The 25000-nt window shown below is 67.8% G+C and carries 26 protein-coding genes; 17 read left to right on the forward strand and 9 right to left on the reverse strand.

The window, feature by feature from the left end; translation table 11 throughout:
- Positions 1 to 18 precede the first annotated feature (18 nt).
- Entirely contained in the window at positions 19 to 4725 is a 4707-nt protein-coding gene (locus tag ACP7TJ_RS18700; protein ID WP_427764006.1) for an FtsK/SpoIIIE domain-containing protein, read from the reverse strand.
- A gap of 327 nt (positions 4726 to 5052) precedes the next feature.
- On the opposite strand from ACP7TJ_RS18700, the gene ACP7TJ_RS18705 reads away from it, so the two are divergent.
- The 6 genes from ACP7TJ_RS18705 (at position 5053) to ACP7TJ_RS18730 (ending at position 9275) form a co-directional block, all read left to right on the forward strand.
- Positions 5053 to 5352 (forward strand): WXG100 family type VII secretion target, encoded by a 300-nt coding sequence (locus ACP7TJ_RS18705; protein ID WP_006133193.1) that lies wholly within the window; start codon positions 5053 to 5055, stop codon positions 5350 to 5352.
- 328 nt (positions 5353 to 5680) lie between these two features.
- Positions 5681 to 5995, forward strand: coding sequence for a hypothetical protein (locus tag ACP7TJ_RS18710; RefSeq protein ID WP_427764009.1), 315 nt, complete (start codon positions 5681 to 5683; stop codon positions 5993 to 5995).
- A 6-nt stretch (positions 5996 to 6001) separates the two neighbouring features.
- Positions 6002 to 7360 (forward strand): hypothetical protein, encoded by a 1359-nt coding sequence (locus tag ACP7TJ_RS18715; protein ID WP_427764012.1) that lies wholly within the window; start codon positions 6002 to 6004, stop codon positions 7358 to 7360.
- Positions 7361 to 7369: 9 nt separating this feature from the next.
- Positions 7370 to 8011 (forward strand): hypothetical protein, encoded by a 642-nt coding sequence (locus ACP7TJ_RS18720; RefSeq protein WP_387583791.1) that lies wholly within the window; start codon positions 7370 to 7372, stop codon positions 8009 to 8011.
- A 7-nt stretch (positions 8012 to 8018) separates the two neighbouring features.
- Positions 8019 to 8612, forward strand: a complete 594-nt coding sequence (locus tag ACP7TJ_RS18725; protein ID WP_427764015.1) for a hypothetical protein — start codon at positions 8019 to 8021, stop codon at positions 8610 to 8612.
- A 192-nt stretch (positions 8613 to 8804) separates the two neighbouring features.
- On the forward strand, positions 8805 to 9275 hold the full coding sequence (locus ACP7TJ_RS18730) for a hypothetical protein (protein WP_427764017.1): 471 nt from the start codon (positions 8805 to 8807) through the stop codon (positions 9273 to 9275).
- Between the two features lie 48 nt (positions 9276 to 9323).
- Here the strand turns inward: ACP7TJ_RS18730 and ACP7TJ_RS18735 are convergent, their stop codons facing one another.
- Together ACP7TJ_RS18735 and ACP7TJ_RS18740 are read right to left on the reverse strand one after the other, a co-directional pair.
- Positions 9324 to 9704, reverse strand: a complete 381-nt coding sequence (locus ACP7TJ_RS18735; protein WP_380873648.1) for a hypothetical protein — start codon at positions 9702 to 9704, stop codon at positions 9324 to 9326.
- 18 nt (positions 9705 to 9722) lie between these two features.
- Entirely contained in the window at positions 9723 to 10076 is a 354-nt protein-coding gene (locus ACP7TJ_RS18740) for a hypothetical protein (RefSeq protein ID WP_427764020.1), read from the reverse strand.
- Between the two features lie 210 nt (positions 10077 to 10286).
- Here ACP7TJ_RS18740 and ACP7TJ_RS18745 point away from each other — a divergent pair.
- Positions 10287 to 11161, forward strand: a protein-coding gene (locus ACP7TJ_RS18745) for an IS5 family transposase (protein ID WP_427762645.1) whose coding sequence is annotated in 2 segments (ribosomal slippage) — positions 10287 to 10680 and positions 10680 to 11161 — 876 coding nt in all. Because the reading frame shifts where the segments join, the coding sequence is not laid out codon by codon here.
- 185 nt (positions 11162 to 11346) lie between these two features.
- On the opposite strand, the gene ACP7TJ_RS18750 is transcribed toward ACP7TJ_RS18745, so the two are convergent.
- From ACP7TJ_RS18750 to ACP7TJ_RS18760, 3 genes are all read right to left on the reverse strand, one after another.
- The gene (locus ACP7TJ_RS18750) at positions 11347 to 11679 is read right to left on the reverse strand and encodes a hypothetical protein (RefSeq protein WP_427764023.1); all 333 of its coding nucleotides are present in this window, start codon (positions 11677 to 11679) and stop codon (positions 11347 to 11349) included.
- Positions 11666 to 12079 (reverse strand): hypothetical protein, encoded by a 414-nt coding sequence (locus tag ACP7TJ_RS18755; protein WP_427764026.1) that lies wholly within the window; start codon positions 12077 to 12079, stop codon positions 11666 to 11668. Before ACP7TJ_RS18755 ends, ACP7TJ_RS18750 begins: the two co-directional genes overlap by 14 nt.
- Positions 12080 to 12254: 175 nt before the next feature.
- Positions 12255 to 12698 carry a hypothetical protein gene (locus tag ACP7TJ_RS18760; protein ID WP_387619456.1) on the reverse strand — a complete coding sequence of 148 codons (444 nt, stop codon included), beginning with the start codon at positions 12696 to 12698 and terminating at the stop codon, positions 12255 to 12257.
- Between the two features lie 388 nt (positions 12699 to 13086).
- Between ACP7TJ_RS18760 and ACP7TJ_RS18765 the strand changes: the two genes are divergently transcribed.
- The 6 genes from ACP7TJ_RS18765 to ACP7TJ_RS18790 all read left to right on the forward strand — a co-directional run bounded on the left by ACP7TJ_RS18765 (position 13087) and on the right by ACP7TJ_RS18790 (position 17205).
- Positions 13087 to 13398: a WXG100 family type VII secretion target gene (locus ACP7TJ_RS18765; RefSeq protein ID WP_167745075.1), complete on the forward strand. Its 312-nt coding sequence runs from the start codon at positions 13087 to 13089 to the stop codon at positions 13396 to 13398.
- Entirely contained in the window at positions 13395 to 14630 is a 1236-nt protein-coding gene (locus tag ACP7TJ_RS18770) for a putative T7SS-secreted protein (RefSeq protein WP_193458717.1), read from the forward strand. Before ACP7TJ_RS18765 ends, ACP7TJ_RS18770 begins: the two co-directional genes overlap by 4 nt.
- Before the next feature lie 30 nt (positions 14631 to 14660).
- The gene (locus ACP7TJ_RS18775; RefSeq protein ID WP_427764031.1) at positions 14661 to 15257 is read left to right on the forward strand and encodes a hypothetical protein; all 597 of its coding nucleotides are present in this window, start codon (positions 14661 to 14663) and stop codon (positions 15255 to 15257) included.
- A complete protein-coding gene (locus ACP7TJ_RS18780) occupies positions 15238 to 15906 on the forward strand; it encodes a hypothetical protein (RefSeq protein ID WP_093765490.1) in 669 nt (222 codons plus the stop codon). The genes ACP7TJ_RS18775 and ACP7TJ_RS18780 overlap by 20 nt, the downstream gene beginning before the upstream one ends.
- Entirely contained in the window at positions 15903 to 16481 is a 579-nt protein-coding gene (locus tag ACP7TJ_RS18785) for a hypothetical protein (RefSeq protein ID WP_427764034.1), read from the forward strand. The genes ACP7TJ_RS18780 and ACP7TJ_RS18785 overlap by 4 nt, the downstream gene beginning before the upstream one ends.
- 151 nt (positions 16482 to 16632) lie before the next feature.
- Entirely contained in the window at positions 16633 to 17205 is a 573-nt protein-coding gene (locus tag ACP7TJ_RS18790; RefSeq protein WP_425822956.1) for a hypothetical protein, read from the forward strand.
- Between the two features lie 259 nt (positions 17206 to 17464).
- On the opposite strand, the gene ACP7TJ_RS18795 is transcribed toward ACP7TJ_RS18790, so the two are convergent.
- Together ACP7TJ_RS18795 and ACP7TJ_RS18800 are read right to left on the reverse strand one after the other, a co-directional pair.
- Positions 17465 to 18544 (reverse strand): hypothetical protein, encoded by a 1080-nt coding sequence (locus ACP7TJ_RS18795; RefSeq protein WP_427764037.1) that lies wholly within the window; start codon positions 18542 to 18544, stop codon positions 17465 to 17467.
- On the reverse strand, positions 18541 to 19209 hold the full coding sequence (locus tag ACP7TJ_RS18800) for a hypothetical protein (RefSeq protein WP_391633967.1): 669 nt from the start codon (positions 19207 to 19209) through the stop codon (positions 18541 to 18543). Before ACP7TJ_RS18800 ends, ACP7TJ_RS18795 begins: the two co-directional genes overlap by 4 nt.
- A gap of 443 nt (positions 19210 to 19652) precedes the next feature.
- Between ACP7TJ_RS18800 and ACP7TJ_RS18805 the strand changes: the two genes are divergently transcribed.
- Positions 19653 to 20318, forward strand: coding sequence for a hypothetical protein (locus ACP7TJ_RS18805; RefSeq protein WP_380873636.1), 666 nt, complete (start codon positions 19653 to 19655; stop codon positions 20316 to 20318).
- Between the two features lie 196 nt (positions 20319 to 20514).
- Here ACP7TJ_RS18805 and ACP7TJ_RS18810 read toward each other — a convergent pair whose 3' ends face one another.
- Positions 20515 to 21465, reverse strand: a complete 951-nt coding sequence (locus tag ACP7TJ_RS18810) for a hypothetical protein (RefSeq protein ID WP_427764041.1) — start codon at positions 21463 to 21465, stop codon at positions 20515 to 20517.
- Between the two features lie 604 nt (positions 21466 to 22069).
- Here ACP7TJ_RS18810 and ACP7TJ_RS18815 point away from each other — a divergent pair.
- Genes ACP7TJ_RS18815 through ACP7TJ_RS18825 form a run of 3 tightly spaced genes read left to right on the forward strand, consistent with a single transcriptional unit; the run spans position 22070 to position 24998 of the window.
- Positions 22070 to 22807 (forward strand): hypothetical protein, encoded by a 738-nt coding sequence (locus ACP7TJ_RS18815; protein WP_266399743.1) that lies wholly within the window; start codon positions 22070 to 22072, stop codon positions 22805 to 22807.
- A gap of 17 nt (positions 22808 to 22824) precedes the next feature.
- The gene (locus ACP7TJ_RS18820) at positions 22825 to 23694 is read left to right on the forward strand and encodes a hypothetical protein (protein WP_093765386.1); all 870 of its coding nucleotides are present in this window, start codon (positions 22825 to 22827) and stop codon (positions 23692 to 23694) included.
- Complete coding sequence (locus ACP7TJ_RS18825; protein ID WP_093765387.1) at positions 23691 to 24998, forward strand: CpaF family protein; 1308 nt, start codon at positions 23691 to 23693, stop codon at positions 24996 to 24998. Before ACP7TJ_RS18820 ends, ACP7TJ_RS18825 begins: the two co-directional genes overlap by 4 nt.
- The last annotated feature ends 2 nt before the right edge of the window (positions 24999 to 25000 follow it).

Consider the following 25000-nt stretch of genomic DNA (forward strand, 5'->3'; position numbering starts at 1 on the left):
CCGCGTCCGGGGCGGTGATCACCCCGGGATCACGACCGTCCGCAGCTCGCCGTCCCCGAGGTGCAGCATGCCCTTGCCCGGGGTGATCTGGCCGCCGACCATCCCCCGGGACAGCCGGACGCCGATCAGGTCGCCGCTGGAGGACTCCTGCGGGGAGAGCAGGATGCCGCGGCGGGCCTTCTTCGCGTCGACCTGCCAGCCGGAGAAGCCGCTGCACACGTCCTCCTCGTCACCGGCGATGACGAGGGCGAGCCCGCGTTCCGTGCCGCGCGACACCAGCTTCTTCAACTGGCTCTCGGCGTCGCAGTCCTCGAGGATCTCGCCGTCGTCGACGAGCACGGCGACCGGCTCCTCCAGGGACGCCTCGTCGACCAGTTCCTCGAACTCGTCCTCGTCGATGTCGTCGCCGGTGAACACCTTCAGCACGCCCTCCGTGCCGTCCAGCCGGCGCAGCGGCGACTGGCGCGGCGCGGCGATCACCAGCCGCGTGCCCTGCGCGAGGAACGACTGCGCGAAGTTCATCAGCACCGTGGAGCGGCCCGACTTGGCAGGACCCGCGATCACGAACGCCGGTACGCCGTCGGCGAGATCGGGACCAAAGCCGACGATCTCGTCGCCGCCGATGCCGGCCAGACCGAACAGCTTCGACCGCGAGACGTCCGGGTCGCGCAGCTCCCACGCCTCGGGGAAGGAGATCCGGCTCGGCAGGCTGTCCACGCGGAACGGCCGCCGCGCACGCGGCACTCCGGCGTCCCGGGCGGCCGCAGCCTCACCGATCGCGGTGAGCGCGGCCGCCTGCCCCTGACCCGTGGTGTCCTCGGCGAGCAGCGCGAACTGCGTCTCCGTACCGGACTCGTTGCGGAAGGCGCGGCCCGGCGGGATCTCCTCCGGCACCTTGCGGGCGGGGATGCCCAGCGACGAGAAGTCGCTGCGGTCGGCGAGCCGCAGACCGTACTTGTCCTCCGTGAGGCTCGCGATCCGGCCCACCAGCAGCGTGCGGTCACCGGTCAGCACCAGGTGGATGCCGACGCTCGCGCCCTCCCGCATCATCGTCTGCAGCTCGTCGGTCAGCGAACCGTGGTCGATCTCGCCGAGCGTGGGCACCCAGCCCTCCCAGCGGTCCAGCAGCACCACGATGTGCGGCAGCCGCTCGTCCTCGGCGGACGCGGCCCGCTGCTCCCCGATGTCCGCGAAGCCGGCCTCCGCCAACAGGTCCTGGCGGCGCGACAGTTCGCCCTTGAGCCGGTTGATCAGCCGGACCACCCGCTCGGTCTGGTTACGGCCGACGACCGCGCCGCAGTGCGGCAGCCGGGTCAGCGCGTTGAGCGCGCCGTTGCCGCAGTCGATGCCGTACAGATGCACGTCGGCCACGGAGTGGGTGCGGGCCAGGGAGCCCGCGATGGTGCGCAGCACCTGCGACCGGCCGCTGCGCGGGGCGCCGCCGATCATCAGATGGCCGAACGAGGAGAAGTCGACGACGACCGGGCGGCGGGCCTGGTCGGCGGGCAGGTCCTCGACGCCGAACGGCGCCGGCGGCAGCGTGCCCGGCGCGGCCGCGTACGACGGCGTCTGGATGTCGTCCAGCAGCAGCGTCTCGTCCAGGGCGGGCAGCCAGGGGCTGTGCTGGGCGGGGATGCCGAGCGCGGCGTTGGCGTCGCGCACCGCGTCGACCAGCACCTTCAGGTCGGTGATCTCCTCGTCCTCACGCGCCTCGGACTTCGGCTTGGTGAGCGCCGCCCGGCCCAGGTCCTCCCAGGTCAGCTGCCCCACCCACGGCGCGAGCGCGGCCGGGTCCGCGGCGCCGGGCCGCCGTCCGCCGACGCGTCCCGACTGGAACGGCACCAGCGAGGCGTGCCCCAGCCGGGCGTAGGCGCGGCCGGGGGTGCTCTTGGAGATGTGACCGGCCTCGGGCGAGTCGATGACGTCCGTCGACTCACCGGCGTCCGTCACCCGCAGCGCGATCCGCAGGTTCGTGTTGGCGCGGATCTCGGGGGAGACGACACCGCTCGGCCGCTGCGTCGCGAGCAGCAGGTGGATGCCGAGGGACCGGCCTCGCTGGGCGATGTTGACCAGACCGGTGACGAAGTCCGGCAGGTCGCGCACCATCGAGGCGAACTCGTCGATCACGATGAGCAGCCGCGGCACCGGCGGGTGCGACGGGTCGCGGCGCACCAGGTCCTGGTAGTCCTCGATGTCCTTGGCGTCGGCGGCGGCCAGGATGTGCTCGCGCCGCTTCAGCTCCGCGCCCAGCGACTCCAGCGCGCGCTCCACGAGATGCGCGTCGAGGTCGGTCACCATGCCGACGGTGTGCGGGAGTTTGACGCAGTCCTTGAACGCCGAGCCGCCCTTGTAGTCCACGAGGACGAACGTCATGTTCTCGGGGGTGTTGGCGACGGCCAGCGCCGCCACGATCGTCTGCAGCAGCTCCGACTTACCGGAACCGGTCGTACCGGCGATGAGGCCGTGCGGACCGTCCTTGCGCATGTCGATGCCGAACGGCCCGTCGTACGACTCGCCGATCACCGCGAGCGTCGACTGCCCGCCCATCCGCCAGCGCGCCATGATCGCGTCGCTCGTCGGCGGCTCCAGCTGCAGCACGTCGAGGAGCCGGCTGGACCCGGGCAGCGCCGAGTCCTCGGTCTCCCCGCTGATGTCGCGCAGCGGCGACAGCGAACGGGCCAGCCGCAGACACCAGGCGGGCGACACGAAGTCCGGCCGTACGTCCTTGATGCGCTCGGCGCCGGCCTCCTCCACGCGCAGCCGCAGCGTGTCGGGCGCCTGCTGGGAACCGCGTCCGGGCTCCGGGGCGTTGCTGTGCCACGCCTGGAAGGAGGGGAAACCGCCCGCCGCGGCCGGCTGCGCCGCCCGGTCCGTCTGCTGCCGCTCCTGCTCCTCGACATGCGGCTCGGCGACGACGAACGCCTGGCACTCGCCGGGCAGGAACCGCTCCTCGGCGTCCAGGCAGATCGCGTACATCGACACCGAGGGGCCCTCGCGCAGCAGCCGCACCACACCGGGCAGCGACCGCAGCCGCCGCGAGCCGTCCCAGACGACCACGATGTCCGGGTCGCTGAACGTCGTGCCCTGGGAGCGGTTCTGGTCGGCGGCCTTCTTGCGGGCGTCGAGGATCTGCGTCAGCTCGCCGATGCGGGCGCCGACCGTCTCGGCGTCGGTGCCTATGAGGACGTTCACGTCGTGACCGCCGGAGGGGCGGGCGTGCGGCAGCCAGCGCACCCAGTCCCAGGACTCCTGCGCGGAGTTCTCGCTCAGCACGTAGAACTGCACGTCCATCGGGCTGTGCAGCGCGGCGGTCTGCCCGACGGCCCACCGCCCCAGCGCGCGCGCCGAGTCGCCGGGACCGGCCACGCCGATGACGCCGAGCCCGCGCAGGTTCAGCGCGACCGGGGCGTCCTCGATCTTCCAGGTGACCTGGCGCCGGTGGTCGTCCTGCTCGGGGTCGTCGAGCACCACCTCGGACGGCATCTGCCCCGTGCCGAACCGCAGCAGCAGATGGTCGCGGTCGGTACGGCGCCGCTCCCACAGCCGGGTGCGCGGCCCGGTGCCCAGGGACAGCACGGTCGCCGGGTCGGGGATGGCGTGCCGCCGGTCGTCGCGCTCCTGGACCAGCGCGTCCTGGGCGTCCTTCTCGATCCGGGCCTTCTGCTCCTCGTACTCCTTCACCTGCTTCGCGTGGGACTTGCGGCCGTGCTTCTTGTCGTTGAAGTAGTTGGCGAAGAGCAGGATCGGGCTGAGAGCCGCCATGATCAGGTAGTACCAGCGCTGGAAGATCGCCACCATGACGACCGACCCGACCAGCGGCGTCAGCGCCATGATCCAGGGCAGGGGCCGGGCCTCGTAGTCGCGCGGCTTGGAGGGCAGCCGGAAGCTGGTCTGCCGCTCGGGCCGGCGGAGCCGGGGCGGCCGGTTGTAGTCGAGCCCGACGCCGTCGTCCGACCACTTGAGGGCGGCGTTGGGAGGTGAGTAACGGGCGAGTTCGAGGAGACTGTTCCCCACGGCGATCTGCCCGCCGAGCGGCCAGTCGAACCGCCCCCCTCGCAAGGCCCCCTGCCCCCCGCTGCCCTCCTCCTTCTTCTTCTTCTTTTTCTTCTTCCTGCGCTTCTTCTTGGAGTCCGTGTCGGCTTCGCCGTCGCCGCTCTCGGCGCGGCGCTTCTCCTCGTCCCGGCGTTCCTGGGCGTCGGCGATGGGCTCGCCGTCGAGGGTGACGCCGGCGTGCTCGCCGTGCACGACGACCTGGCAGGTGCCGTCGGTGGCGACGGAGAGGGTCAGCGCGCGGGCCTCGACCTCGGGGTCGTCGACGCGGACGTACGAGGCGTTGCCGCTGCCGATGTCGTAGCGCCCGACGCCGAGCCGGTGCACGAAGCCGGCGGCGGGCCCGCCGACGACGCGCAGCTCGACGAGGCCGGTCGGCTCGCCGGGCAGACATCCGGAGGGGTCCTGGAGGGACACGACGGCCCCGTCGCGCAGGGGCGAGCCGACGACGGTCGCGGAGGGGTCGACGGCGTACCCGTCGACGTACACCATCGGCGTGTTCCCGGCGGGCGTCTGCCCCTGGTGTCCGATGGGGATGACCTGGGCCCCGGCGTGCCCGACCTGCGCGGCCAGCTCACGCGCGACGTCCCCCACGGTCGACTCGGGATCGGCATCGAGTACGACATCGGCGGAGTCCCCGCCGTACGGATCGACGACGGTCAGAGTCAGGCGCACGCTTGTCCTCCCCAGGCCCTGCGGCCGCTTCCACCCCGCGGCGCACAGTCCCGCCGACGATATCGGCTCGGCCCGCCCAAAAGGCAGTCGGGGAGCGGCCCGCGTTCCCGGCAGCAACGGCGTCCACCACTTGTGACCGTTGCCTTCACAAAGTGGGGATGTGGCGGCGCAGTTCGCCCCCGTAAGCTTCTGCCGCAAGAGCGGACGATCACACCGGCGGGCCCGAGAGGCCCCTGAGCCGCAGGGGCCGCGACGGCAGGCCGGCAGTTCCGCGAACAAGGGAGCCACGGGGGTTGGCCCTGCGGCGTTGCGAGAGGGAGCGGCTTCATGGCCAAAGACCTTGACATCACATATCAGGACATGCGGGAAGCTGCCAAGCATGTCGTGAAGGAGAAGGAAAAGCTTCAGGAGAAGCTGGACGGCCTCCGCAAGTACATCAACAACCTCGTCAACTCGGGCTACGTCACGAAGAGTTCCTCGAAGGCCTTCGACGAGAACTTCGACGAGTTCACCAACGGCGCGAAGACCACGCTGGACGGCCTCGACGGCATGGGCGACTACCTGACCATGGCGGCCGACAAGTTCGAGCAGATCGACGACGAGCTGGCGAAGGCGGCGCGGAAGTAACTTCCGGCTGCTGGGTGCAGTTACACCGGCGGTGGGGCGGGCGAGCTGGAACTGCCCGTCCCACCGTTCCGTGCCGTGACACACCCGGCATCGACCTGGAGCCGTGAGGCGCTCGGTCGGCGCCTCGGTCATCGCGCCTGCGCCGCGGGCGCTGCCGCCTGCACGCGTGGGACGCCGAACGCGGTGGCTGGGCCCGCCGGCGCAGAGGTGGGCCCGTTGAAGCGGCCTGGTTTCGGCCCGCCCGGGATCACGCGCACGGAGCTGCCCGTGAGTCCGGGTGACCGGGGGCTTCACACGACGGCGAGTGAGGGAGCGGGAGGAGCTACTCATGGCTGACCGCGCGCGGATTGACGACCTTGAGGTGATCCGGGAGATGGGGAAGGGCCTTGGGAAGATTCATAAGTCTTTCGGAGGGCTTCCGGACATCGTGGATGAATACGGCGAAGACTTCGGGCACGAAGGCCTCTCCGACAAGTTCGAGGATTTTGAGTCGAACTGGAACCTGAATCGCGACAGGCTCCAAGAAGAGCTTAAATTCCTCTCGGAGTACGCGTTGGCCGCGGCGAAGGCCTACAGTGAATTGGATCACGCGTTGGCCAACGCTCTTCGAGATGCCCAAAGTTCGGCTAAGAAGGACAAGTGAGTCACTGTGGGGGGACGGCCTCGGAACTGGCAGCCGCTTTGCTACGTCGACCCTGTTCCCGGGGATCCTGACAGAGTCGCGAGCCTTGGGAAGAAACTCAAAAAAACAGCTGAGGAACTCGAGCGCCAGGTAAGAAACCTGAAGGCGATTTCTGAAGTCGAGTCGTGGGACAGTGACGCAGGGAGAGAGTTTCGCAAGCGGGCGGAAGGTTGCCACGGAAAGCTCGATGCGGCACGCAAGCGGTACGCGACTGCAGCAGCCGCACTCGGTGACAAGGTGGTCGATGTCGGCGGCGGCTATCAGGACAAAGTTCACGCTTCGTCCAAGGGTTATGCCTCCGACTTGAATCGCGCGCAGCAGATCGCCGATGCAGCACTTAAAGAGGCGCAGTCTGCGGAAGATGAAAAACGCGCCGCTGGGGCGAAGTTGGTCGACACGGATGACGACGCTAGGAGGAAAAGTCTCGAGGACCTGCAAAAGGACGCCGACGACACGATAAAAGCGGCTCAGGAGAAGATTGAGGAAGCGAAGCGCATTCGCGATGCTGCGGCTAAGCGGGCGTGTGACGCGATTGACGAAGTCATCTCCGATGATGCACTCAGGGACGGCTTCTGGGACAGTCTGCTTGATGACATCGCCACCGTCACTGGCCTCATCGCCACTGTATGTGGGGTATTGTCACTCCTGGTGGGGTGGATTCCCGTGATCGGGCAGGCGTTGGCTGGAATTCTCGGCACCGTCGCCTTGGTCATGTCGCTGGTTGGCTTTATCTGTACGGCGGTCCTCTACATGCGGGGAAACGCCGATCTCATGGACCTGGGAGAAGCGGCGCTCGGTTTCCTCATGATTGGAGTAGGTAAAGCCTTCTCGAAGATCGCCGGAAAATATGCGGGACAAGTTCTCAAGCGCCTTCGCGGACTTAAGGCGAACAAGACACCAGGGGTTGGAAGAGCCTTCAAGCGAGATCGTCAAAAGCTCAACAGTTTGGGTGCGAAGGGGGTCCTGGAAACCCTGCAAATGTCGCCGAAGGAACTCGGAAAGACGATGGTCAGCCCGTTCACCGAGCTGGTCACAAAGAGCGGCTGGAAGGGTTTCGCCGATAACGCAAGGACTCTTTTCAATGCGAACAGTTGGCGGGCGGCAAAGGAAGGAGTCGAAGCCAATGGTGGACTACTGAAGTCAGTCTCCCTGGTTGACGCGGAAGTGGCCTCCAAGCTGAAGTCAATCAAACCTCTGGCGGATAATTTCTCACAGATTCCAGGATTGAACGGCGTCGTAGGGAAGGTCAACCTCCTGACTGGCGTCGGATATGCTATGACCGGCGGAAACATCTACCTCGACGAAAACACTCGGCCCGCTTTCTAGGAGATCAGCGTGACGGTTGGTATTGATGACTGGACCTGTCGGCTGGACTTTCCAGACGGCTGGATCGACCTTACGGCTGCAATTGAACTCGAACCGGCCGGGAAGGCCGCTTGGGCCCGGGAGGTAGTGGACTCCGTCAATCCTCTGGACCTTGTGGCCTCAAGGGAATCCCTTGAAAAGAGCTTGGTTTCCCTGGCGAGGAACGCTGAGAAGACACACGCGGTCCTCGCAGCCGCCTACTTCGCGGTGGGTGGTGCCAACTACGCGGCCTTCGATGTTCAGATTTTCGGTGAGGACGGGGTGGTCCTCTCGTTGGACGAAGTGGAGAGCAGGCTGCGCGGTCATAAGGAGATCGTGGGGGAGCCTCAGGCGAGCAGGGTCGAGCTGCCGGTCGGTCCGGCAGTCCGGTTGCAGGCCGTGTATCAGTCGAAGGGAGTTCTGGGGTTCGGCAAGCAGCTCTCGGAAAGAGTTTCGTACGCCCTCCTGGTTCCCCAGACGTCTGACGTACTCTTGGCGACGATGTCGTGGAGGGCCATGGAACACAGTGACCAACTCACCGCAGCGGCCGATGCGTTGATGCCCACCCTTAGATTTGTTCCACTCGACGCCGAAGGGAATGCGCTCCCGGAAGGCGGTCCTTCTGGTGTCTGATCCCTGGATGGACGAAAACGCCGCGATTCCGCCGAAGGACTACAACTTGGTCGTCCCCGACGGCTGGTTCAAGTTGCCTCTTGACCCGGAAGCCCGTGACCGTAGCATCGTCGCACTGGCAGAGCGGCAGTTCAGCGGCATGGACAACGCTCCTCACCTGAAGGAGCAGGTGATGCGAGAGTTGCAGAAGACGGCAAAGGACGCCTACCAGGCGGGTGGTATCGAGCTTTACTTGTCCACCTTGACGATCGGTTCGCTCCCGTTGTCGTCGTCGCTTCTGGTGAGCTTTCCCATGCCAGGGACGATGCCTTCCTCGGCCAATGTCCACACGGTCGCGGAGACGTTGCGGCGAAGCGATGCCGATATCACGCTGGTCACCCTCACGGCTGCTGGAAGGGCGGTCCGTGAATCCCGGACCGACGCGGCCTCCCCCGGTACGCAGTTGGGTAATGAGCTCCCGACGACGACGGTCAAGTACTACGTGCCCATCCCGGCGGCCGACGAATGGCTGATCATGTCGTTCTCAACGCCGTTGGATCCGCTGGCAAAGCAGATGGTCGGATTGTTCGATGCCGTGGCCGGCACATTGCATTGGACCTGACGTCGCGGGAGTTACTCACCCGGCTGTCCGGTGATTCCGAAGAGTTCGTGACACGATCATGGTCGAGCCTTCTTATGCGTCTCCACCAGATGAGGATGCAGACGAGGGAGGCGAAGGGAGATGACCGGCAGGATCCTGCGCTTGCGCAGCTCGTGGCGGTCGGGGGCGGAGTCGTAGTCCTACAGCGGCTGTGTGAGTGACATCCGTACGTGCGGCATCGTCGTCCCGGCCGACTGGGTGCCGCTGCCGCTGGAACCGTCGGACGACGTGAAGGCCTGGGCGAAGAACACCGCGGTGGGGTTGTGCGAGCGGAGTCGGGCAGCGGGCCTTGAGGTGGACCGAAGGACCCTGCGACGGGACCTCCGAGCGCGAGCGGAGGACAGCCGCGGCCGGGACCCGTTCTATGCCTTCGCCCTGTATCCGGACGGGTTCGACTCGGCTCTCGCTCTGCTGGAGGTGGACCTGATCTGGCCCAAAGAGACGGTTCGCCGCCTCACGCTGGACTGGCTGGCCGAGACGTTCAGCGCCGACGACTTCGGCGGGCCGACGGTCACACGCAGGCAACTGCCGGTCGGCCCGGCTGTGCGCATCCGCCAGAACCTGGCGATGAGCAGCCCCCCTGGCGGGAATCCCGGCGTACTGCTGGAGACGGTGGGGTTCTGAGGGAGGGCTGTGTCCTGCGTCTTTGACGCCGTCCGCGCCGAACTCCGTTCAGTGCCGCCGTAGTTTCTCTGCTACCCAGGCGCCAAGGGCGAACAGGGGGACCAAAGGCGCCACGAAGACGCCTGCCCAGACACCGGTCACCCAGGCTGCGAGGAAGAGGCTGGGCGAGTAGATGAAGACCTCCGTGAGGTCCTTGGGGCGTCGCGACGGGCGTGGATGGCTGAAGAGGAGCCCCAGCAAAGTGAGCACGGACGCGGTGACCAGCGCGCGCTGGAACCAGTAGACCGCCTCCTTGGCGTAAGGCGGCAGAACGCCCGCGACCATCACGAGGAAGATGGAAGAGACGCCGACGATGAGGCACAGCCTTGCCAGTGCGGTAGGGCCCTCGCCGAGGCCACCGTAAGTCCGGCCGTGTCCGCTGGCAGTCACGGGCCTTCTCTTCCCCTCTCACCCGTTTCGTGGAAGGCGGAGCGTTCGTGCGAAGTCGTCCAGTGGCTCCATCGCAGCGGCGACCACTTCCGGATCGTCGTGGTGCCCGCGGAGCAGAACGTCGGGGAGGCCGGGCGCTGTGTGCCAGTGGTACGTCACTGAGGTCATCATGATGGTGCTGTCCGCGGGGTAGGAACGGGTGACCCGGACCCCGTCCTCGCCCAGGTGCGGAGAGGCGAACGGAATGCTGCCGGTTCGCTGCTGCCACTCGGGGATCTCCGGGTGCGGAACCGTGGCCGCGGTGATCCCTTCGCAGGCGGACGCGTCACGGGCGTCGCAGTGGATACGGGTGGCGTGCATCACCAGCGGCATGTAGGTCAGCGGAACGGGGTGGTAGATGAACGCCTCGTCGGCCCGGACGTTGTCCCGGAGCGTGACGATCGTCTGCTCGTAGAAGCTCTTGTGGTAACGGCGGAGTTTGCGGGTGAGTTCAATATTGTGTGCGGCGGCCAGATCCGCCAGCGTCGCGTCCAGCTAGGGTCTGTTGCAAAAGTGGATCTTGTTCGTTGATGATCATGTCCTGTGGGACGTGGGGATCTGACGAATGGCCAGTGGGCCCGGCTTGAGCCTCTGCTGCCGACGGGCATCAAGCCGGGCCGGCCGCAGGTGTGGACGCGGCGGCAGTTGATAGACGGGATACGGTGGCGGACCCGGACCGGTGCTCCGTGGCGGGACGTGCCCGAACGTTATGGGCCGTGGGACCGGGTCTATGACCTGTTCCGGCGCTGGCAGCGGGACGGCACCTGGGCGAGGATCCTCACCCAGCTCCAGGCCGAGGCGGACGCCAAGGGCCTGATCACCTGGGATGTCAACGTCGACTCCACCGTCTGCCGGGCCCACCAGCACGCCGCCGGAGCGGCGAAAAAGGGGACCTCCAGAAGGAGCCGCCCGGCGGGATCTTCGTCGAGCCGGCCGACCACGGCCTCGGACGCTCCCGCGGCGGACTGACCAGCAAGATCCACCTCGCGGTCGAGCAGGGGCAGAAGCCCTTGTCCGTGGTGATCACGGCCGGGCAGCGGGGCGACTCCCCGCAGTTCGAGCCGGTCCTGGAAGCCATCCGGGTTCCGCGGCTGGGACTGGGCAGGCCGCGCAAGCGTCCGGACCGGGTGCGGGCCGACAAGGCGTACGACTCCCGTGGCAATCGCTCCTACCTGCGCAGACGCGGGATCAAGGCCACCATCCCGGTTCCGGCGGACCGGGTCCGCAACCGCCTCAAGCGCGGATCGCGTGGCGGGCGGCCGCCGATGTTCGACAAGGACGACTACAAGCAGCGGCACGCGGTCGAGTGCGGGATCAACCGGCTCAAACGCCACCGGGCTGTCGCCACGAGGTACGACAAACTCGCCGTCCGCTACGAAGCGACCGTGCTGGTCGCAGCCATCAATGAATGGCTATGACCAGCACTTTCGCAACAGGCCCTAATCCTTGAACGTCTTCTTGTCCATCTGGAGCCAGAGGTAGCCCCAAGAGCCCTTGTTGGCATCCGTATCGACGTGAAGCTCACCGAGGTCGGCGCTCCACAGGGTGCCTTCGGACATGAAAGGTCTCTTTCGTCGGGGACGTGGGTCGCGGGCGGGACCTGTCAGGCGTAAGCCCAGCGGAAGGTTCCCATCACGGCGTCGAACAGTTCCACGAGGGTGTCGTAGAAGGCGGGATCCGAGCCGGGCGCGATCAGGGCGCTGAAGGAGAAGGACAGGTACTGGTCGGGGTCACTGTCCGGGACCGGGACGAAGTACTCAACCCGGCGGTGGGCGACATCGACGCCCTTGTCCGCGTCAGCGGGTACGTCTCGCTCCGAGCGCAGGGCCGCGATGCCGTCAAGCTCCCGCGTCTCGGCACCGGAAGTCACGGAGGCGAGGGTGGCCAGGACCAGGTTGAGGCCGTCCGGGGACCGGCGGCGCTCAGCGGTGGTCATTGCGCTCCCGCGTCACTTCCACCGCATAGGTGATGCCTACGAAGAGTGCCCATGCCGGGGCGGCGATCATGCCCGGCCAGAAGCCGAGCATCAAGGAGGGCAGGTAGAAGCCACCGCCCATGGCGAGATCTCGGGTGAGGTAGGGCGGACGGTAGGCGTGCCGGGGGTACTTCGCGAAGACCCACGCATAGTGGAGGAGACAGCCGATGATCCCGGCCTCATAGACGTAAAGCACCCCGTATCTCAGGGATTTCGGCACGAGGATCATGATTCCGAACACCAGGAAGACCATCGGCATCCCGATGAGCAGGGTGAGCCTGAGCCGCCGGTTGGGGCCGGTCCCCAGTCCCGTGCGGGCGGCTTCGGCCTGGGTGATGCGTTGCGCTGAGTTCAAGTCCATGGTCAATCCTCGCCGCCGGCCCGGCCCTGCCGCGGCATCTTGGTCATCATCCGCCCCGTCTCGGCCAGGACGCTATTGACCGCCCTGACCATGACGACCCGTCGGAGGACGAGGACGGGCGCGTGGTCCTGGGCCTGAGGTATTAATGACACCTCGGACGGGCGTCGGCGTTGCCTCAGGATGCGCCGGGGGACGGGCGTCGGAGCGCGTACATGTGGAGTTCGCTGCGGGACTCCTCCGTGTCCACGCGCAGCCAGGAGCCGTCGTGGAAGCGGATCAGTAGTATCCGGGTCTCGAACTCACCGGAGAAGGGATCTTCCAGCGTGGCCTCGTCGGGGGACAGCCGGGCGACGACCTGGGCGTGCTTGTCGCGTCCTGAGCTGACGCGCTTGGGCGGGGCCGCGAAGACGATCCCGTCCGGGCCAGCGAACAGCAGGCGCTCGTGGTGGGTCGAGTGGCGGTACCAGCGCAGGAGGAACTGGCCGGCGGCGCCGTTCCAGTCGCCGTCGAAGACGTTGTCCAGTCCGCGCTGTTCCACAGCCGCGTCCATGCGTTTCTCGTCCTGCTTCTTCGCCCGGTGGCGTTCCTTCTCCTCCTTCGAGTCGAGGGAACGCTCCACCGCCTCCTGTGCTCGGGCCAGAAGGCTCAGGAGAAGGAGGAGTGGGAGGAAAGGGGCGCCTAGTACCGTACCGATCATGGCCAACGGCGGTCGGCGGGCCGGGCGGAGCGGTGGGTTACCCGCGGCGTGCAGAACATCGGCCGGAGGCTGCGGGATTTTTCCGATCCAGCACCATTCGCCTGCTTCGGAGTGGATGCCGAGGCGTTCCGTGATTCCGCCCTGTTTGCTCCTGCGTGCCATGCCAACGATCTCCTTGCCGATGCCGAACCAGATCGGTCTACTGAGAGTATCTCCTGTGCAGAGTCGGGACGATGGAGTGAGCGGACGGTCGCGCTCGCCCTTGTGGAATCGTGCAGCGTGTGCGTACAGGTGAGAAAGGAATGGAAACATGGGGGATCACATAAAGGCGGACCTTGCCGCCATCAAACAATGTTCACGTGACCTGGCGAAAATTCACGGCGAGTTCGAGAAGCACGGAAACCCTGCGGACGAGTACGGCGGCGCGATAGGCCACGGCGGCCTCAAGGACGCGTTCTCCGACTTCGGGGACACCTGGAAGAAGACGCGCAAAAAGCTCATGAAGGAGCTTGAGCAGCTGTCGGAGTTCACCCGGACCGCGGCCAAGGCGTACGACGACATCGACCGCGAGCTGGCCAAGGCGATACGGGACGCCAAGGCGCAGAGCAAGGGGAAGAAGTGAGCAGGACAGACGCCGACTGGCCGCCGCTGTGGCACGACGACCCCACGCCTGGCGACCCTGAGGAGGTCGCCGAACTGGGCCGCAGGCTCCGCAAGATGGCCGACATGATCGACGAACAGTCCCGGGTCATCAAGGCGCTGGCCTCCGTCGAGGGCTGGGACAGCGAGGCGGGCAAGGGCTTCCACGACCTCGCCGGCGGTACGGCCGACAAGCTGAAGAAGTCCTTCGAGCGCTACGACGAAGCGGCGAAGGCCGTCGGTGAAGAGGTCAGCGAAGGAAGCTCGGAGCAGTTCGCCAGCGAGATGCGGCGGGCGCAGCGCAAGGCGGACAAGGCCCTCGCCGACTACCGGGAGGCGAAGGCCGACCACGACCTCGCGGACGGTGAGGTCAAGAAGTTCACCGAGAAATACCCGACGGTGCTCGAGATCCCCGCCGCGGAGAAAGAGGAGTACGAGCGGTGGGTCAAGAAGCGGGCCGAGGCGCTGCGCCGCATCGGGGGCGCCCGCAAGGCGGTGAAGGACGCCAGGGAGATCTATGACGACGCCGGGGACAAGGCCGCTCGTCATATCAGGAACGTCGTGCATCACGATGCGGTCCGGGATCCCGGCGGATTCATGAACTTCCTGGCGGACTGGGCCGACATGCTCTCGAACATCTCGGCAGTTCTGTCCGTCCTTGCGGTCATTTGCGCGTTCGTTCCGCCACTCCAGTTCCTGGTGCCCATCTTCGCGACCCTGGCCGTGGTGGCGAGCGCGGCGGCCCTTGCCGGTCACGCGTACGACATGACGGTGCGCGGCGGGAAGGTGGACTGGTTGAAGCTGGGCGCCGACGCGTTGGGAGTGCTTCCCGGCCTGGGAGCTCTGAAGGGGTTCAGAGCCCTCAAGGGCGTCAAGGGATTGACGAAGTTCAGGTTCAGCGGCGTGCGGGCGCTGGACGGCGTCGGACACAACTTCCTGAACGGGGTCGCAGTCAAGCTGACCAACAAGGTCCTGGGAAGGACGGCTCGGGCTGCGGCGATCGACGGCAAGAAGATCACGGCTGTCATCAAGGGAGCAGGTCTCGCGAGCGCCTTGAACCGCATGCTCAGCGGTGAGAACGGCGGTCGGACCGGCTACCAGGAGCCCCCCAAGGCCACCGCGCCGACCCCCACGCCGTCGCCCTCGCCCCGCCCCAGCCCTCGCCCCGCCCCGAGCGTCTCGCCGAAGGCGTTCAACGCGGCCCTGGCCGCCTGAGCGTGGCCCCAGCAACGGAAAGCACATGTCATGACGCACGATGAACAGGAACCAGGACCGAGGCAGTTCATCGGCCGACGCGGCGGGGACACCGTCACGCTGGTCGACGGCTCGGTGATCGCCGGCGTGCCGAAGGCGAAACAGGCCGCCGAGGAAGCGGGACGAGAGCTCCGGTTCGACTTCCTCGACGACGAGGCGGTCCTCGAGCTGCTGCACCGCCGGCATGCCGACGAGGAGGAGATGTTCAACGCGGGCTTCAAGCACGGAGTGCCGCTGGCGCTCGTCGGCTTCGGAGCCGTCGTCTACTGGGGCGGCGTCGCGCGGTACTGGGAGACCGCCGCCTCCCGCAACGCCTATCTGGCGGTCGCGGCAGCCGTCGTAGTGACGCAGATCTTCTTCTTCGTACGTAGCGCGATGAGGCACTGGGGTGACCCGGTCCGGCAGAATCTGCGGGCCCGCGCGGCGAAGTACCGCGAGATCGCGCACATCGCCCGGCGCGGAGGGGCGGAGATCCCGGCCCACTATCCGCACTACGGGCCCTACCCGTTCGCCGCGACGTTCCGTCCCGAGGTGGACGACCGTGAACAGTCCCGAAGCAAGGGTGCAGATGACCACGGAAACGGCTGAGGCGGCGCAGCGCGCGCTCACCGGGAGCGACGGCATAGAGGTCCGCTGGATCATGCCCGAGGGGTTCTTCGAGCTTCCCTTCGAGGCGGACGACCTGGACGAGCTGGCGGACCAGCTGGTCGCTCTGGCCAAGCAGGCGCTGCCCGGCGCCGACGAGGAGGTGCAGTTGCAGTACGCCGCGATGTGCGCGGCGCACTACGACGAGTTCATCGAGGCCGGTGTGCAGTACGCCGGCTTCGTCAACACGGAGGTCGACGGGGTCCGCTGCACGGCGACGGTGAACGTCAGCCTCATGGACCTCGACGAGCGGGCCGGCCGGAATCCGGCCGGGTTCCTCGCGACCACGATGCGGCACCTCGGGCTGGGTCAGGTCGACGAGGTGCAGCTGCCGTGCGGTCCGGCGGTGACGTGCGTCGGCAACCGTGCCTCGAACGTCGACGGCGTCCTGACGCAGTCGGGTCAGGACGAGCCGATCTGGACGTCGTTCATCCAGGTGCAGATCCCGCTGAGCAACGGCACCGTGCTGGTGCTGGAGATGGGGACGCCCACGGTCGAGGGGTGGGACGTCTTCTCCGCCATGTTCGCCGGCATCGTGAAGAGCGTCCGCCTCTTCGACGACTCCGGGGGGCCCTTGGTGATGCCGGGGTGAGCGAGTCGTCCGAGAGCGGCGCCGCGCCGGTGACGGCCGGTGCCCGGGACTACCGGCTGCTCGTTCCGCGGGAGTGGTTCCGCGTCGACCTGACGCAGGACCGCTGGCGTCGTCAGCTGAAGACCTTCGTGGAGAAGCAGGCGGACGGCCGGCAGGTGCCGGCCGAGCTGACGCGGAACGTGTGGGCCACCCTGCGCAACACCGCGGAGGCGGGGCGGGCGCGGGGCGCCATGGAGTTCTACCTCCTGACGCTCTCGCGCAACGGCGGTCTCCCGGCCTCTCTGCTCGTCTCCCTCATGCCGCCGGGCGCGATGCCGGCCGATCCTGAGGCGTTCGCGGCGTGGATCGAGGTACGGGAGGGCGAGGACGGTGCGGGGCGCGAGGTCGGGGTGGTCGACCTTCCGGCGGGCCGGGCCGTCCGGGTCGTGGGACCCACGTCCCTGGATCTCCATGTGGTCCTGCCGGGTGGGACGGGTTACCTCACCCTGTCGTTCTCCGCGCCGGTCGTCGGCATGTCCGGTCCGATGCTGCGCCTGTGCGAGGCCATCGCCGGTTCCCTGCACTGGGTGGTGTGACGACGGCTCCTGGTGGACGGGTGATGGTCGAGATCAACTGTCCAGCCAGGAGCTTCCACGTGCCCTACCCGTCGGGCCGCAGCCCCTTCCCAGCCCGTCGTCGGCGGCGTTCCATGCCGCCTTGGCCCCTGCCGCGTATGGATATTGATCCATGGGTGACTACCACGCACTGGAATTCGGCAAGTTCGTCGATGATCAGGGAACGGCCCACGACATGGTCCCGTCCGCTGTCATCGCTTCCGTTCCCGAGGCCAAGAGAGCAGCGGAGAAATACGGTCGGGAGGTCCGCTTCGATTTTCTTGATGACAGGGCCGTGCACTGGATGTTGTTCCAGCGCCGCGAGGACACGGAGAAGGCCGGCGTGCTGGGTTGCCTGTTCGTTATACCTCTCCTTACTCTCGGGGGTGGTTCCTGGCCATTCTGGGACCTGGTGGCGTCCGAGAAATCACGTCGGTTTCAGATTGCCTTCATCGTCGCCGACGCGCTGATCATCTGCGGTGTGGCCGTCGGTGCCTATCTGGCCCGGCGTGCCAGTCTGCTCGACCCGGTCATACGGAACACGCGCTGCAGAGCCCGTCTCTACCGAAAGATCGTCGGTATTGCACGTCATGGCGGTGCCGATATTCCGCGCCTGTACCCCTACTACGGCATGTATGCGACGTCTCGAAAGTTCTTTCCCGAGGCCCCTGACCGCCCCATTCCCGAGCGGGAGGGCTCCTCGTGACAACTCACTCCGCAGAATACGGTTCCGGTGACATCAAGGTGTGCTGGCCCATGCCGGAGAACTTCCGCGATTCCGGTCGACGCGACGGAAGATGAGGACGCCGTGCACCGACTGGGTGGGCTTGTGGAGGAGGAACTCGTGGTCCTGTCGGGCGGGACGGGTTACCTCACCCTGTCGTTCTCCGCGCCGGTCGTCGGCATGACCCGTGACACCGTACGGCTCCGCCCGACGCGCGGGCGGAGCCGTGACCGGTGCGCTGTCAGCGGTTGACGGACTGGATCTCCTGGACGGTGACGGCTTGGCCGTTGCCGAAGGTTCCGTCGGGGAGGTCGCCGCCCGCGCCGCCGGTGCCGGTCCAGGAGATGTCCCAGGTGATGGTGGCCTGGAGGTTGTAGGTTCCGTTGCCTGATGAGCGGAGGTACGTGATGCCGCAGGGCGGGGTGCGGTCCGCCTTGCCTCTCGCGTATGGCTCGCCGATCGAATCGTCGTTGTTGATCAGGCACTCGCCGGAGGCCGGGTAGGTCACGGCGTCGTCGGTCCCGGGTTCGAGGGTCAGGGACACGGGCCGTGCCGTCGTCGTGGCTTGGAGGTTGAAGCCCGGCACGTCGATGGCTGCCGTCGCCTGCACCACGTCGAACACGGCTTTGTCGAGCCATGCCCAGGTGGGCAGGTTGACCTTGGTGGTCTGCTCCGGTGCGAGGCTCACCTCGGTGTCGGGCAGTTGCATGTGCTGGTAGGCCAGGGCGGCGAGGATCTCGGGGGTGATGGCCTGCTCGTACTGGGGAGGCGGGGCTTCGCCGTTGTCGACCCAGAAGGGGAGGTCGTTGCAGGAACTGCGCTTGAGGAGGTCGGGTTCGTTGGGATTCTCGACGGCGGCCCAGAACATGCCCTCGCCGTCCTTGTCGACGTTGTAGTCCTTGTAACCGGGGGTGTCGGTCCAGCCGTACTCGTCCTCGTAATGGCGCTTCAGCTCGCTCAGGGCCGCGCCGGCGTGACCGCCCATGCCGGGGGCGCCCATCTGGCTCTCGATGTCCTGGGACATTTTCTTCTTGAAGTCCTTGGCACCGAGATAGGGGGCGTACCAGCAGGGCGGTGGGGTCCAGTTGACGTCGGCCGACGTCACGTTGCCGGAGCGGCCGTTCGGGGCCACGGAGCCGGAGTATGTGATGCGGGCGGCAGCATAGATGCCGTTGCTGTTGCTACCGGCGGACTGCTCGGTAGTTGCTCCCTTGTCGGAGCCGACAGGTTTCGCTGCGTATGCCGCCTCGGTGAAGGCTATGGCGCTGAGTGCCAGTGTGAGAGCAGTGACCCCGGCGAGCGCACGACGCTTTTCCGTCACTGGCACCTCGCCGCCTTCGTTTCGACGAAGACCTTCGACGCCTGCCAGAGGGACTCGGACGTGGGCAGCTTAATCATGATGATCTTGTAGTAGTCGAAGTCATCGATGCTGGGTTCGGTCGTGAGGACCTTCCCCGTCTTCACTTCCTTGCCGAAGAACTTGCCGGAATCGGCGCAGAAGGCCACCTCCACTGACGTGCCGTTTCCGGCCGACCGTGTGGTGGCGTTGTAATGACGCAGCGTGCCGGTGGCCGTCCAACCGCCGTCGATCCAGGCGTTGACCTGCGTCTGTGCGTAGTGCAGTCCAGCGCCTGTGGAGTAGGTGGTGACGGCCGCTTCCTTGGCGGAGCGCTTGTCAACCCCGCGGTAGATAGCACGGAAGAAGTTGGCGGCGTCGTCCATCGCCGCCGCCTCGTTCTTGTCCTCCGGCTTGTCCCAGTCGAAGACCAGGTTCATGTCCGCGGGCAGCGACACGTCCACGCCGTCAGGCTTGTCCTGCTGAGGCGCGGCAGGCTCCGCCGACTTGTTCGGCTGTGCGGACTCCTGGCCGGCGCCGGCGATCTGGTCGCTGTCGGCGGAGCTGTCGTCCCCGCCCCCACAGGCCGTGAGCAGCAGGGCCGCCGCGGTGGCGAACGCGGCGGCGGTGGGCAAGATGCGGCGCTTCACAGTGACTCCCCGTGAGACAGAAGTGCAGTCCAGAGCAGAGACGGTATCGGGATGGTTTCCGGTTTCGCCAGGGCGAAGGGGCCTACGAGAGGTGCGGTCGCGGCGCACAGATGTGATGGGTCCTCATCTGGGTCAACGTATCTACGAGGTACGCGGGTCACGTCGGTAGAGGCGCCCTTGGGAGTGTGGTGTGTGTGCCATGCCACTCAACGGTCCGGCCTGTTCGTGCCTGATGAGGATGCGAAGGGGGCCAGGAGCGCCGTGACGGTGCCTGAGCCCTGTGTGTCATCCCGGCATCGCCGTCTGCACGTTCACCACCGCCGACGGCAGTTTCGCGTCGCTCGCCGGTATGGTTCGCATCCGCAGCGAGCCGTGGTGAAGGCGTGTGAGTTCAAGAAGCCAACGGGATGCAGGACCGCGGCGGGCCAGGAAGGGAGGACTGAGTGACTGAGAACGTGTCCGGAGCCGCCGTCCGGGCAATCCGAGTGGGGAAGGACACTGGGCAGCGGGTGGACCTGATCCGATGGCTGTTGTTCAACCTGGTGTGCGCCGGCGGTTCGCTGGGACTTGCCTGGCTAGGGCCCGTCGTGCCCTTGCCGGCTCCGGTGCGGGGCGTGGGATTGATCCTCGCCGCCGCGGTACTCCCGCTGGCAACGGTGCTGGTGCCCATGCTGGGGCTGCGCAAGGTACCGCGTAGGGAACGCAAGATGGCATGGCAGCTCGTCTTTCCTGTGATCGCCGGGGTGGCCCTGGGCGTGTTCGGGCATGCCGCTGGTGATCACACCGCCCTTGCGGATCGGGGTGAGTGGGTCGACGCCGTGGTCGTGAGCAAGGATGATTCCGGGACCAATCACTGCGACCTGCGCACGACTGACGGCCGTGCGATCTCCCCCTCCCTCTCGGAGGGCGACGGCTGCAGGGACGCGGTGTGGAAGGGCGACGAGCTAAGGGTGCGGTATGACCCGGAAGGCGTCGCCGGCCCGACGGAGGACCGGAGCAGCGACTCGTATGGGGGGATGCTCATGGCCCTGTTCCTGATGGCTGTGCTCATGGGCACCTGGGGCAGCGTGCGGCAGAGCGCGTGGGACCGGCAGTACGGCGGGCGGTGAGGTCGGCCGGCGAGCATGCCGGTCAAGACGTTCTGCATCCGTCGGCGCGTCGGATTCCGGGGGCAGCACATCCCTGGCGTGCCGGGGGCCGGCGGGAGCAGGTGTGTCGCGATCGATGCGCGGCACATACCTTGCCGGTCCGGCTTTGGTGTCCGGTCCGATGACCGGCCGGGACGCGCGCTCGTGACACGTCGGATCACCGGTCGAAGCCGCCCTTCGGCAGCTCCAGCGTGTGGAACTCCGTCCAGCGACCGAGCCGTTCGTTTCGCGACCCCAGCGTGAACAGGGCGATGAGCACCGGGCAGGCGCTCAACGCCACCGCCCACGTCGGCAGGATCCAGCCCAGTTGAGCCACGCACAGGCAACAGAGCAGGAGGACGGCCGCCGTGCGGGCCAGCGAGGCGGCGACGGCCATGGTCACGGCGCGGGCCTCGGGGGCTCGCTGGAGGCGGGCGCCGATCAGCATGCCCAATGCGGCGCCCGCGTGGAAACCCCACAAGAGGCCGCCCGGGAAGAACATCGCGAAGGACCCGGAGCGGGGGAAGGCGAAGTTCTTGCCGGTCAGCATGGAGATGAAGGTGCCGTTGAAGCACCACGCGAGCAGCGCCACCGTTGCGAGGTGGCCGCGGATCTGGCCGCCCAGGGTGTCACCGTGCTCGCCGGGCACCATCCGAAACACCGCTCCCGAGCAGGCCGCGCACACGGGAGTCGCGAGTGCCAGTGCGGTCAGCGCGCCGAACAGTCCGCCGCTCTTGCCGGGCCCGTCGGGCGGCGGGAAGAGGCCCTGCACCTGCCAGGCGGCGACCGCCACGAGCAGGACGTACAGCCAGTAGCCGGTCAACAGGGCCCAGCCCGCTCCGATCCGCCCTCCGCGCAGCCGTGCCACCGGGGTCTGCAGCAGGCCGCCGACGGGGATGGCCAGCAGCGCCCACGCGACGATGACGCCTTCGCCTGCGCGGTCCTCGGCCCGGACCTTCTCGTAGAGGGCCGGTGACGAAGGCAGGCCGAGGGATCCAGGCGTCAGCGTCAGCGCCAGGGCGAGCGCCAGTGATGCGACCCCGGCAACCGTGCCCGCAGTGATCCGCAGCGCCTTGACGCGCTTGACATGTGCTTCGGTCGGCCTGGGGCCTGACCTTGCCGTGGCCATTCGTCCCTCACCCGGTATCGCGTTCTATGCCGTCACCACCGGCTGCGGGCATGGCGGCTCGCTTCATGGGGGGCTCCTTGATGTCGATCGAGTTCTGTGGACGGCGTGAACCGGCCCCCTATGCGCTTCCGTCACCCCTGGGTCTCTGGTGACCCCGTACGTCCCGTCACGGACCCGAGCGGAGATCATGGCATGCGTTGCCGGAGTCCTCGTGCATGAACTGTGCGGGCATCATGGGTGACGTGTGATGAATCGGGCGACGCAGGTGAGCAGTTGGCCCGTCCGTCGGTTCGCTCACGCATAGGGTGTGACCTGAGGCTCGGGTCAGCGGCTGACGAGATTGTCAACGGATCGAGTTGCTGGTGGGTAACGGTGTCAGAGCGGGAGATCCCGAGGCAAGGCTCACCTTGAGGGGCTTATGTGCGGCTGATACGGTGCGATCGCTTGACACTCACCCTGGCGTTGGTTATCCACCCAGGTCGGACGGGTACGACCGGCGCGTCCTGCATGCACCGCATGTCTGCGCGCAAGCCGACGCGGGTGAAGTGTCCGCTACTGCAAGGAACTTGGCAGACATCATCTTGGGTGTACGGGGAGCGGCTGCGTGAAGATCCAGGAGCGTACGGGGGCGGGCGCGGGTCGTTCCGCGGTACCGGCCGGGCCGTCGGTCGGTGACCGGCTTCCCACTCCTCCCCGCGAGCGCAAGCCCGCCCTCGCCGCGCTGGCCGTGCTGCTGATCCTGGTGGGCGCGCTCGGCGCCACCATGCTCGTGCTGCAGGCCGGTGACCGGATCGAGGTCGTCAAGATCACCGAGGAGATCCCGGCCGGGCAGGCGGTCAACGACAGCAACACCACGTCGGTGATGGTCGCCGAGGACCCGGGCATCCACTACGTCCAGTGGTCGCAGCTCGACGCCCTGAAGAAGCTGAAGGCCGTCACGACCATCCCCCGCGGCGTGGTCGCCGTCGGCGAGATGTTCGGCGAGGAGGCCAAGGTGCCCGAGGGCAAGGCCCTCGTCGGCCTGTCCCTGAAGGAGGGGCAGTACCCGGCCGGACTCAAGTCCGGTGCCGCCGTAGCCGCTTACCGCGTCGGCGGGACCTCGCGGTCCGGGTCGGGCGACGAAGGCGACGGCGGTTCGGCCGGCTCCTCCGGCTCCGCCGGCGGTGACTCCGTGATCGTGGACAAGGCGGTCGTCAGCTACGTCCAGGACAGGAAGGGCGACGACCTCGTCGGCAGCACCAACCTTCCCGTGACGCTGCTCGTCGACGACGCGCAGGCCGCGGCGCTCACCCAGGCCTCCTCCAACGGCGAGGTGGCGCTCGTCCTCGTCCCTGGCACCTAGAAGGCGGCACCCGACCCATGGCCCTCATCGCCCTCGCCGCCGACAAGGGTTCCCCCGGCGTCACCACCGCGGCCGTCGCCCTCGCGGCGGTCTGGCCGCGCCGCGTGCTGCTCGCCGAGACCGACCCGGCGGGCGGTGACCTCGTGTACCGCAGCGCGGCCGCGCACGGCGGCCCGCTCAACCCCAACACCGGCATGCTGTCCATCGCCGCCACCGCGCGGCGCGGCCTCGTGCCCGACCAACTCTGGGACCACGTACAGCCGTTGAGTGGCGGACTCGAAGTGCTCGTCGGGCTCGGCATCGCCGAACAGGCCGCCGGACTCGCCGGGTTGTGGCCCACACTCGGCCACGCCTTCGCCTCCCTCGCCGACTCGCCCAACGCGCCCGCCGACGTCATCGCCGACTGCGGCCGCATCAGCGGCGACACCCCGGCCGCCGAGCTGTTCCCGCACGCCTCCCTCGTCCTGCTGATCTCGCGCACCGAGCCCGAGGCGCTGGCCCGCGTGCGGGACCGGGCGGCCGCGCTGGCCGGCAAGCTGCACGGCGGGTCGCGCGGCGCCGCCACCCTGAACAGCCCGGTCATCGGCGTCGTCCTGGTCGCCGACCCGGGCAACGCGGCCAAGCTGGCCGGCCAGGTCAACGACATGCTCGTGCACGCCCAGACCGGCGCCCGCGTGGTCGGCACCCTCGCCGACGACCCGGCCGGCGCCGAGCAGCTCGCCGGGCGCCGCCGCGGCCGCCTGGACAAGTCGCTGCTGATCCGCTCGGCCCGCAAGGTCACGGCCGACGTGTACCAGCAGTACGGCGCCGCCTGGGCCGCGCAGACCCAGGCCGCCCAGCAGGCGCACGCCGCCCGGCCGCCGCAGGGTCACGGAGCCGGGCGATGACCGCTGTCGACCACTCCCTGGTCAAGCGGTTCCGTCAGGAGGCCGGTGACCGGATCGCGGAGCAGCGCCGCCTCGACCAGGTCAGCGGCGTCACGCCGATGTCCACCGAGGACGAACGGCAGTACGCCCGCGCGGTCATAGCCCAGATCCTCGAGGAGTACGCCCGCTCCGAGATCAACGCGGGCCGTACGCCGCTGGACGCGGAGACCGAGGAGCAGTACGCGGCCGCCGTGCACGCGGCGCTGTTCGGGGTGGGCCGGCTCCAGCCGCTGCTCGACGACCCCGAGGTCGAGAACATCGACATCAACGGCTGCGACCAGGTGTTCGTCGGCTACGCCGACGGGCGCGAGGTGCGCGGCGAGCCCGTCGCCGAGACCGACGAGGAGCTCATCGAGCTGATCCAGGTGCTGGGCGCCTACTCCGGTCTGTCGTCCCGGCCCTTCGACTCCGCCAACCCGCAGCTCGACCTGCGGCTGCCGGACGGCTCCCGGCTGTCGGCCGTCATGGACGTGGCCCGCCGGCCCGCGCTGTCCATCCGCCGGGCCCGCATGGGCAAGGTGTTCATCTCCGACCTGGTCGGCAACGGCACGCTGACGCCCGAGCTGGGGCACTTCCTGGCCTGCGCGGTCCGCGCCCGCAAGAACATCATGATCGCGGGCGCCACCAACGCCGGTAAGACGACGCTGCTGCGCGCCCTCGCCAACGAGATCCCGCCGCACGAGCGCCTCATCACCGTCGAGCGCGCGCTGGAGCTGGGCCTCGACACCTTCCCCGACCTTCACCCCAACGTGGTGGCGTTCGAGGAGCGGCTGCCCAACTCGGAGGGGCAGGGTGCCATTTCGATGGCGGAGCTGGTGCGCCGGTCGCTGCGTATGAACCCCTCCCGGGTCATCGTCGGCGAGGTGCTCGGCGACGAGATCGTGACCATGCTGAACGCGATGTCCCAGGGCAACGACGGCTCACTGTCCACGATCCACGCCAACAGCTCCAGCGAGGTGTTCAACCGCATCTCCACCTACGCCCTCCAGGCCAACGAGCGGCTGCCGATCGAGGCGAGCCAGATGCTCATCGCCGGCGCGGTGAACTTCGTCGTCTTCATCCAGCGGCGCAACGGCTTCCAGAGCGGCGGCCGCCTCCAGCGCAGTGTGACGTCCGTGCGCGAGGTCAACGGCGTCGACGGGCGGGTGCTGTCCAGCGAGGTCTTCGCCGAGGCGTCCGACGGCCGGGTCGTCCCGCACGCCCCCATAGCCTGCCTGGAGGATCTGATGGCCCACGGCTACCGGCCCAGCGGAACGTGGGGGTGAGC

This window comes from Streptomyces sp. DSM 41931 (genome assembly GCF_050271085.1).
Taxonomy (GTDB): Bacteria; Actinomycetota; Actinomycetes; order Streptomycetales; family Streptomycetaceae; genus Streptomyces; species Streptomyces albogriseolus.

Excerpts from the sequence above, each read along its gene's own strand:
- ACP7TJ_RS18705 (WP_006133193.1), top strand. The coding sequence starts at position 5,053 with ATGGCCAAAGACCTTGACATCACATATCAGGACATGCGGGAAGCTGCC.
- ACP7TJ_RS18710 (WP_427764009.1), top strand. The coding sequence starts at position 5,681 with ATGGCTGACCGCGCGCGGATTGACGACCTTGAGGTGATCCGGGAGATG.
- ACP7TJ_RS18725 (WP_427764015.1), top strand. The coding sequence starts at position 8,019 with ATGGACGAAAACGCCGCGATTCCGCCGAAGGACTACAACTTGGTCGTC.
- ACP7TJ_RS18740 (WP_427764020.1), bottom strand. The coding sequence starts at position 10,076 with ATGCCGCTGGTGATGCACGCCACCCGTATCCACTGCGACGCCCGTGAC.
- ACP7TJ_RS18750 (WP_427764023.1), bottom strand. The coding sequence starts at position 11,679 with ATGACCACCGCTGAGCGCCGCCGGTCCCCGGACGGCCTCAACCTGGTC.
- ACP7TJ_RS18755 (WP_427764026.1), bottom strand. The coding sequence starts at position 12,079 with ATGGACTTGAACTCAGCGCAACGCATCACCCAGGCCGAAGCCGCCCGC.
- ACP7TJ_RS18765 (WP_167745075.1), top strand. The coding sequence starts at position 13,087 with ATGGGGGATCACATAAAGGCGGACCTTGCCGCCATCAAACAATGTTCA.
- ACP7TJ_RS18775 (WP_427764031.1), top strand. The coding sequence starts at position 14,661 with ATGACGCACGATGAACAGGAACCAGGACCGAGGCAGTTCATCGGCCGA.
- ACP7TJ_RS18780 (WP_093765490.1), top strand. The coding sequence starts at position 15,238 with ATGACCACGGAAACGGCTGAGGCGGCGCAGCGCGCGCTCACCGGGAGC.
- ACP7TJ_RS18790 (WP_425822956.1), top strand. The coding sequence starts at position 16,633 with ATGGGTGACTACCACGCACTGGAATTCGGCAAGTTCGTCGATGATCAG.
- ACP7TJ_RS18810 (WP_427764041.1), bottom strand. The coding sequence starts at position 21,465 with ATGGCCACGGCAAGGTCAGGCCCCAGGCCGACCGAAGCACATGTCAAG.
- ACP7TJ_RS18820 (WP_093765386.1), top strand. The coding sequence starts at position 22,825 with ATGGCCCTCATCGCCCTCGCCGCCGACAAGGGTTCCCCCGGCGTCACC.
- ACP7TJ_RS18825 (WP_093765387.1), top strand. The coding sequence starts at position 23,691 with ATGACCGCTGTCGACCACTCCCTGGTCAAGCGGTTCCGTCAGGAGGCC.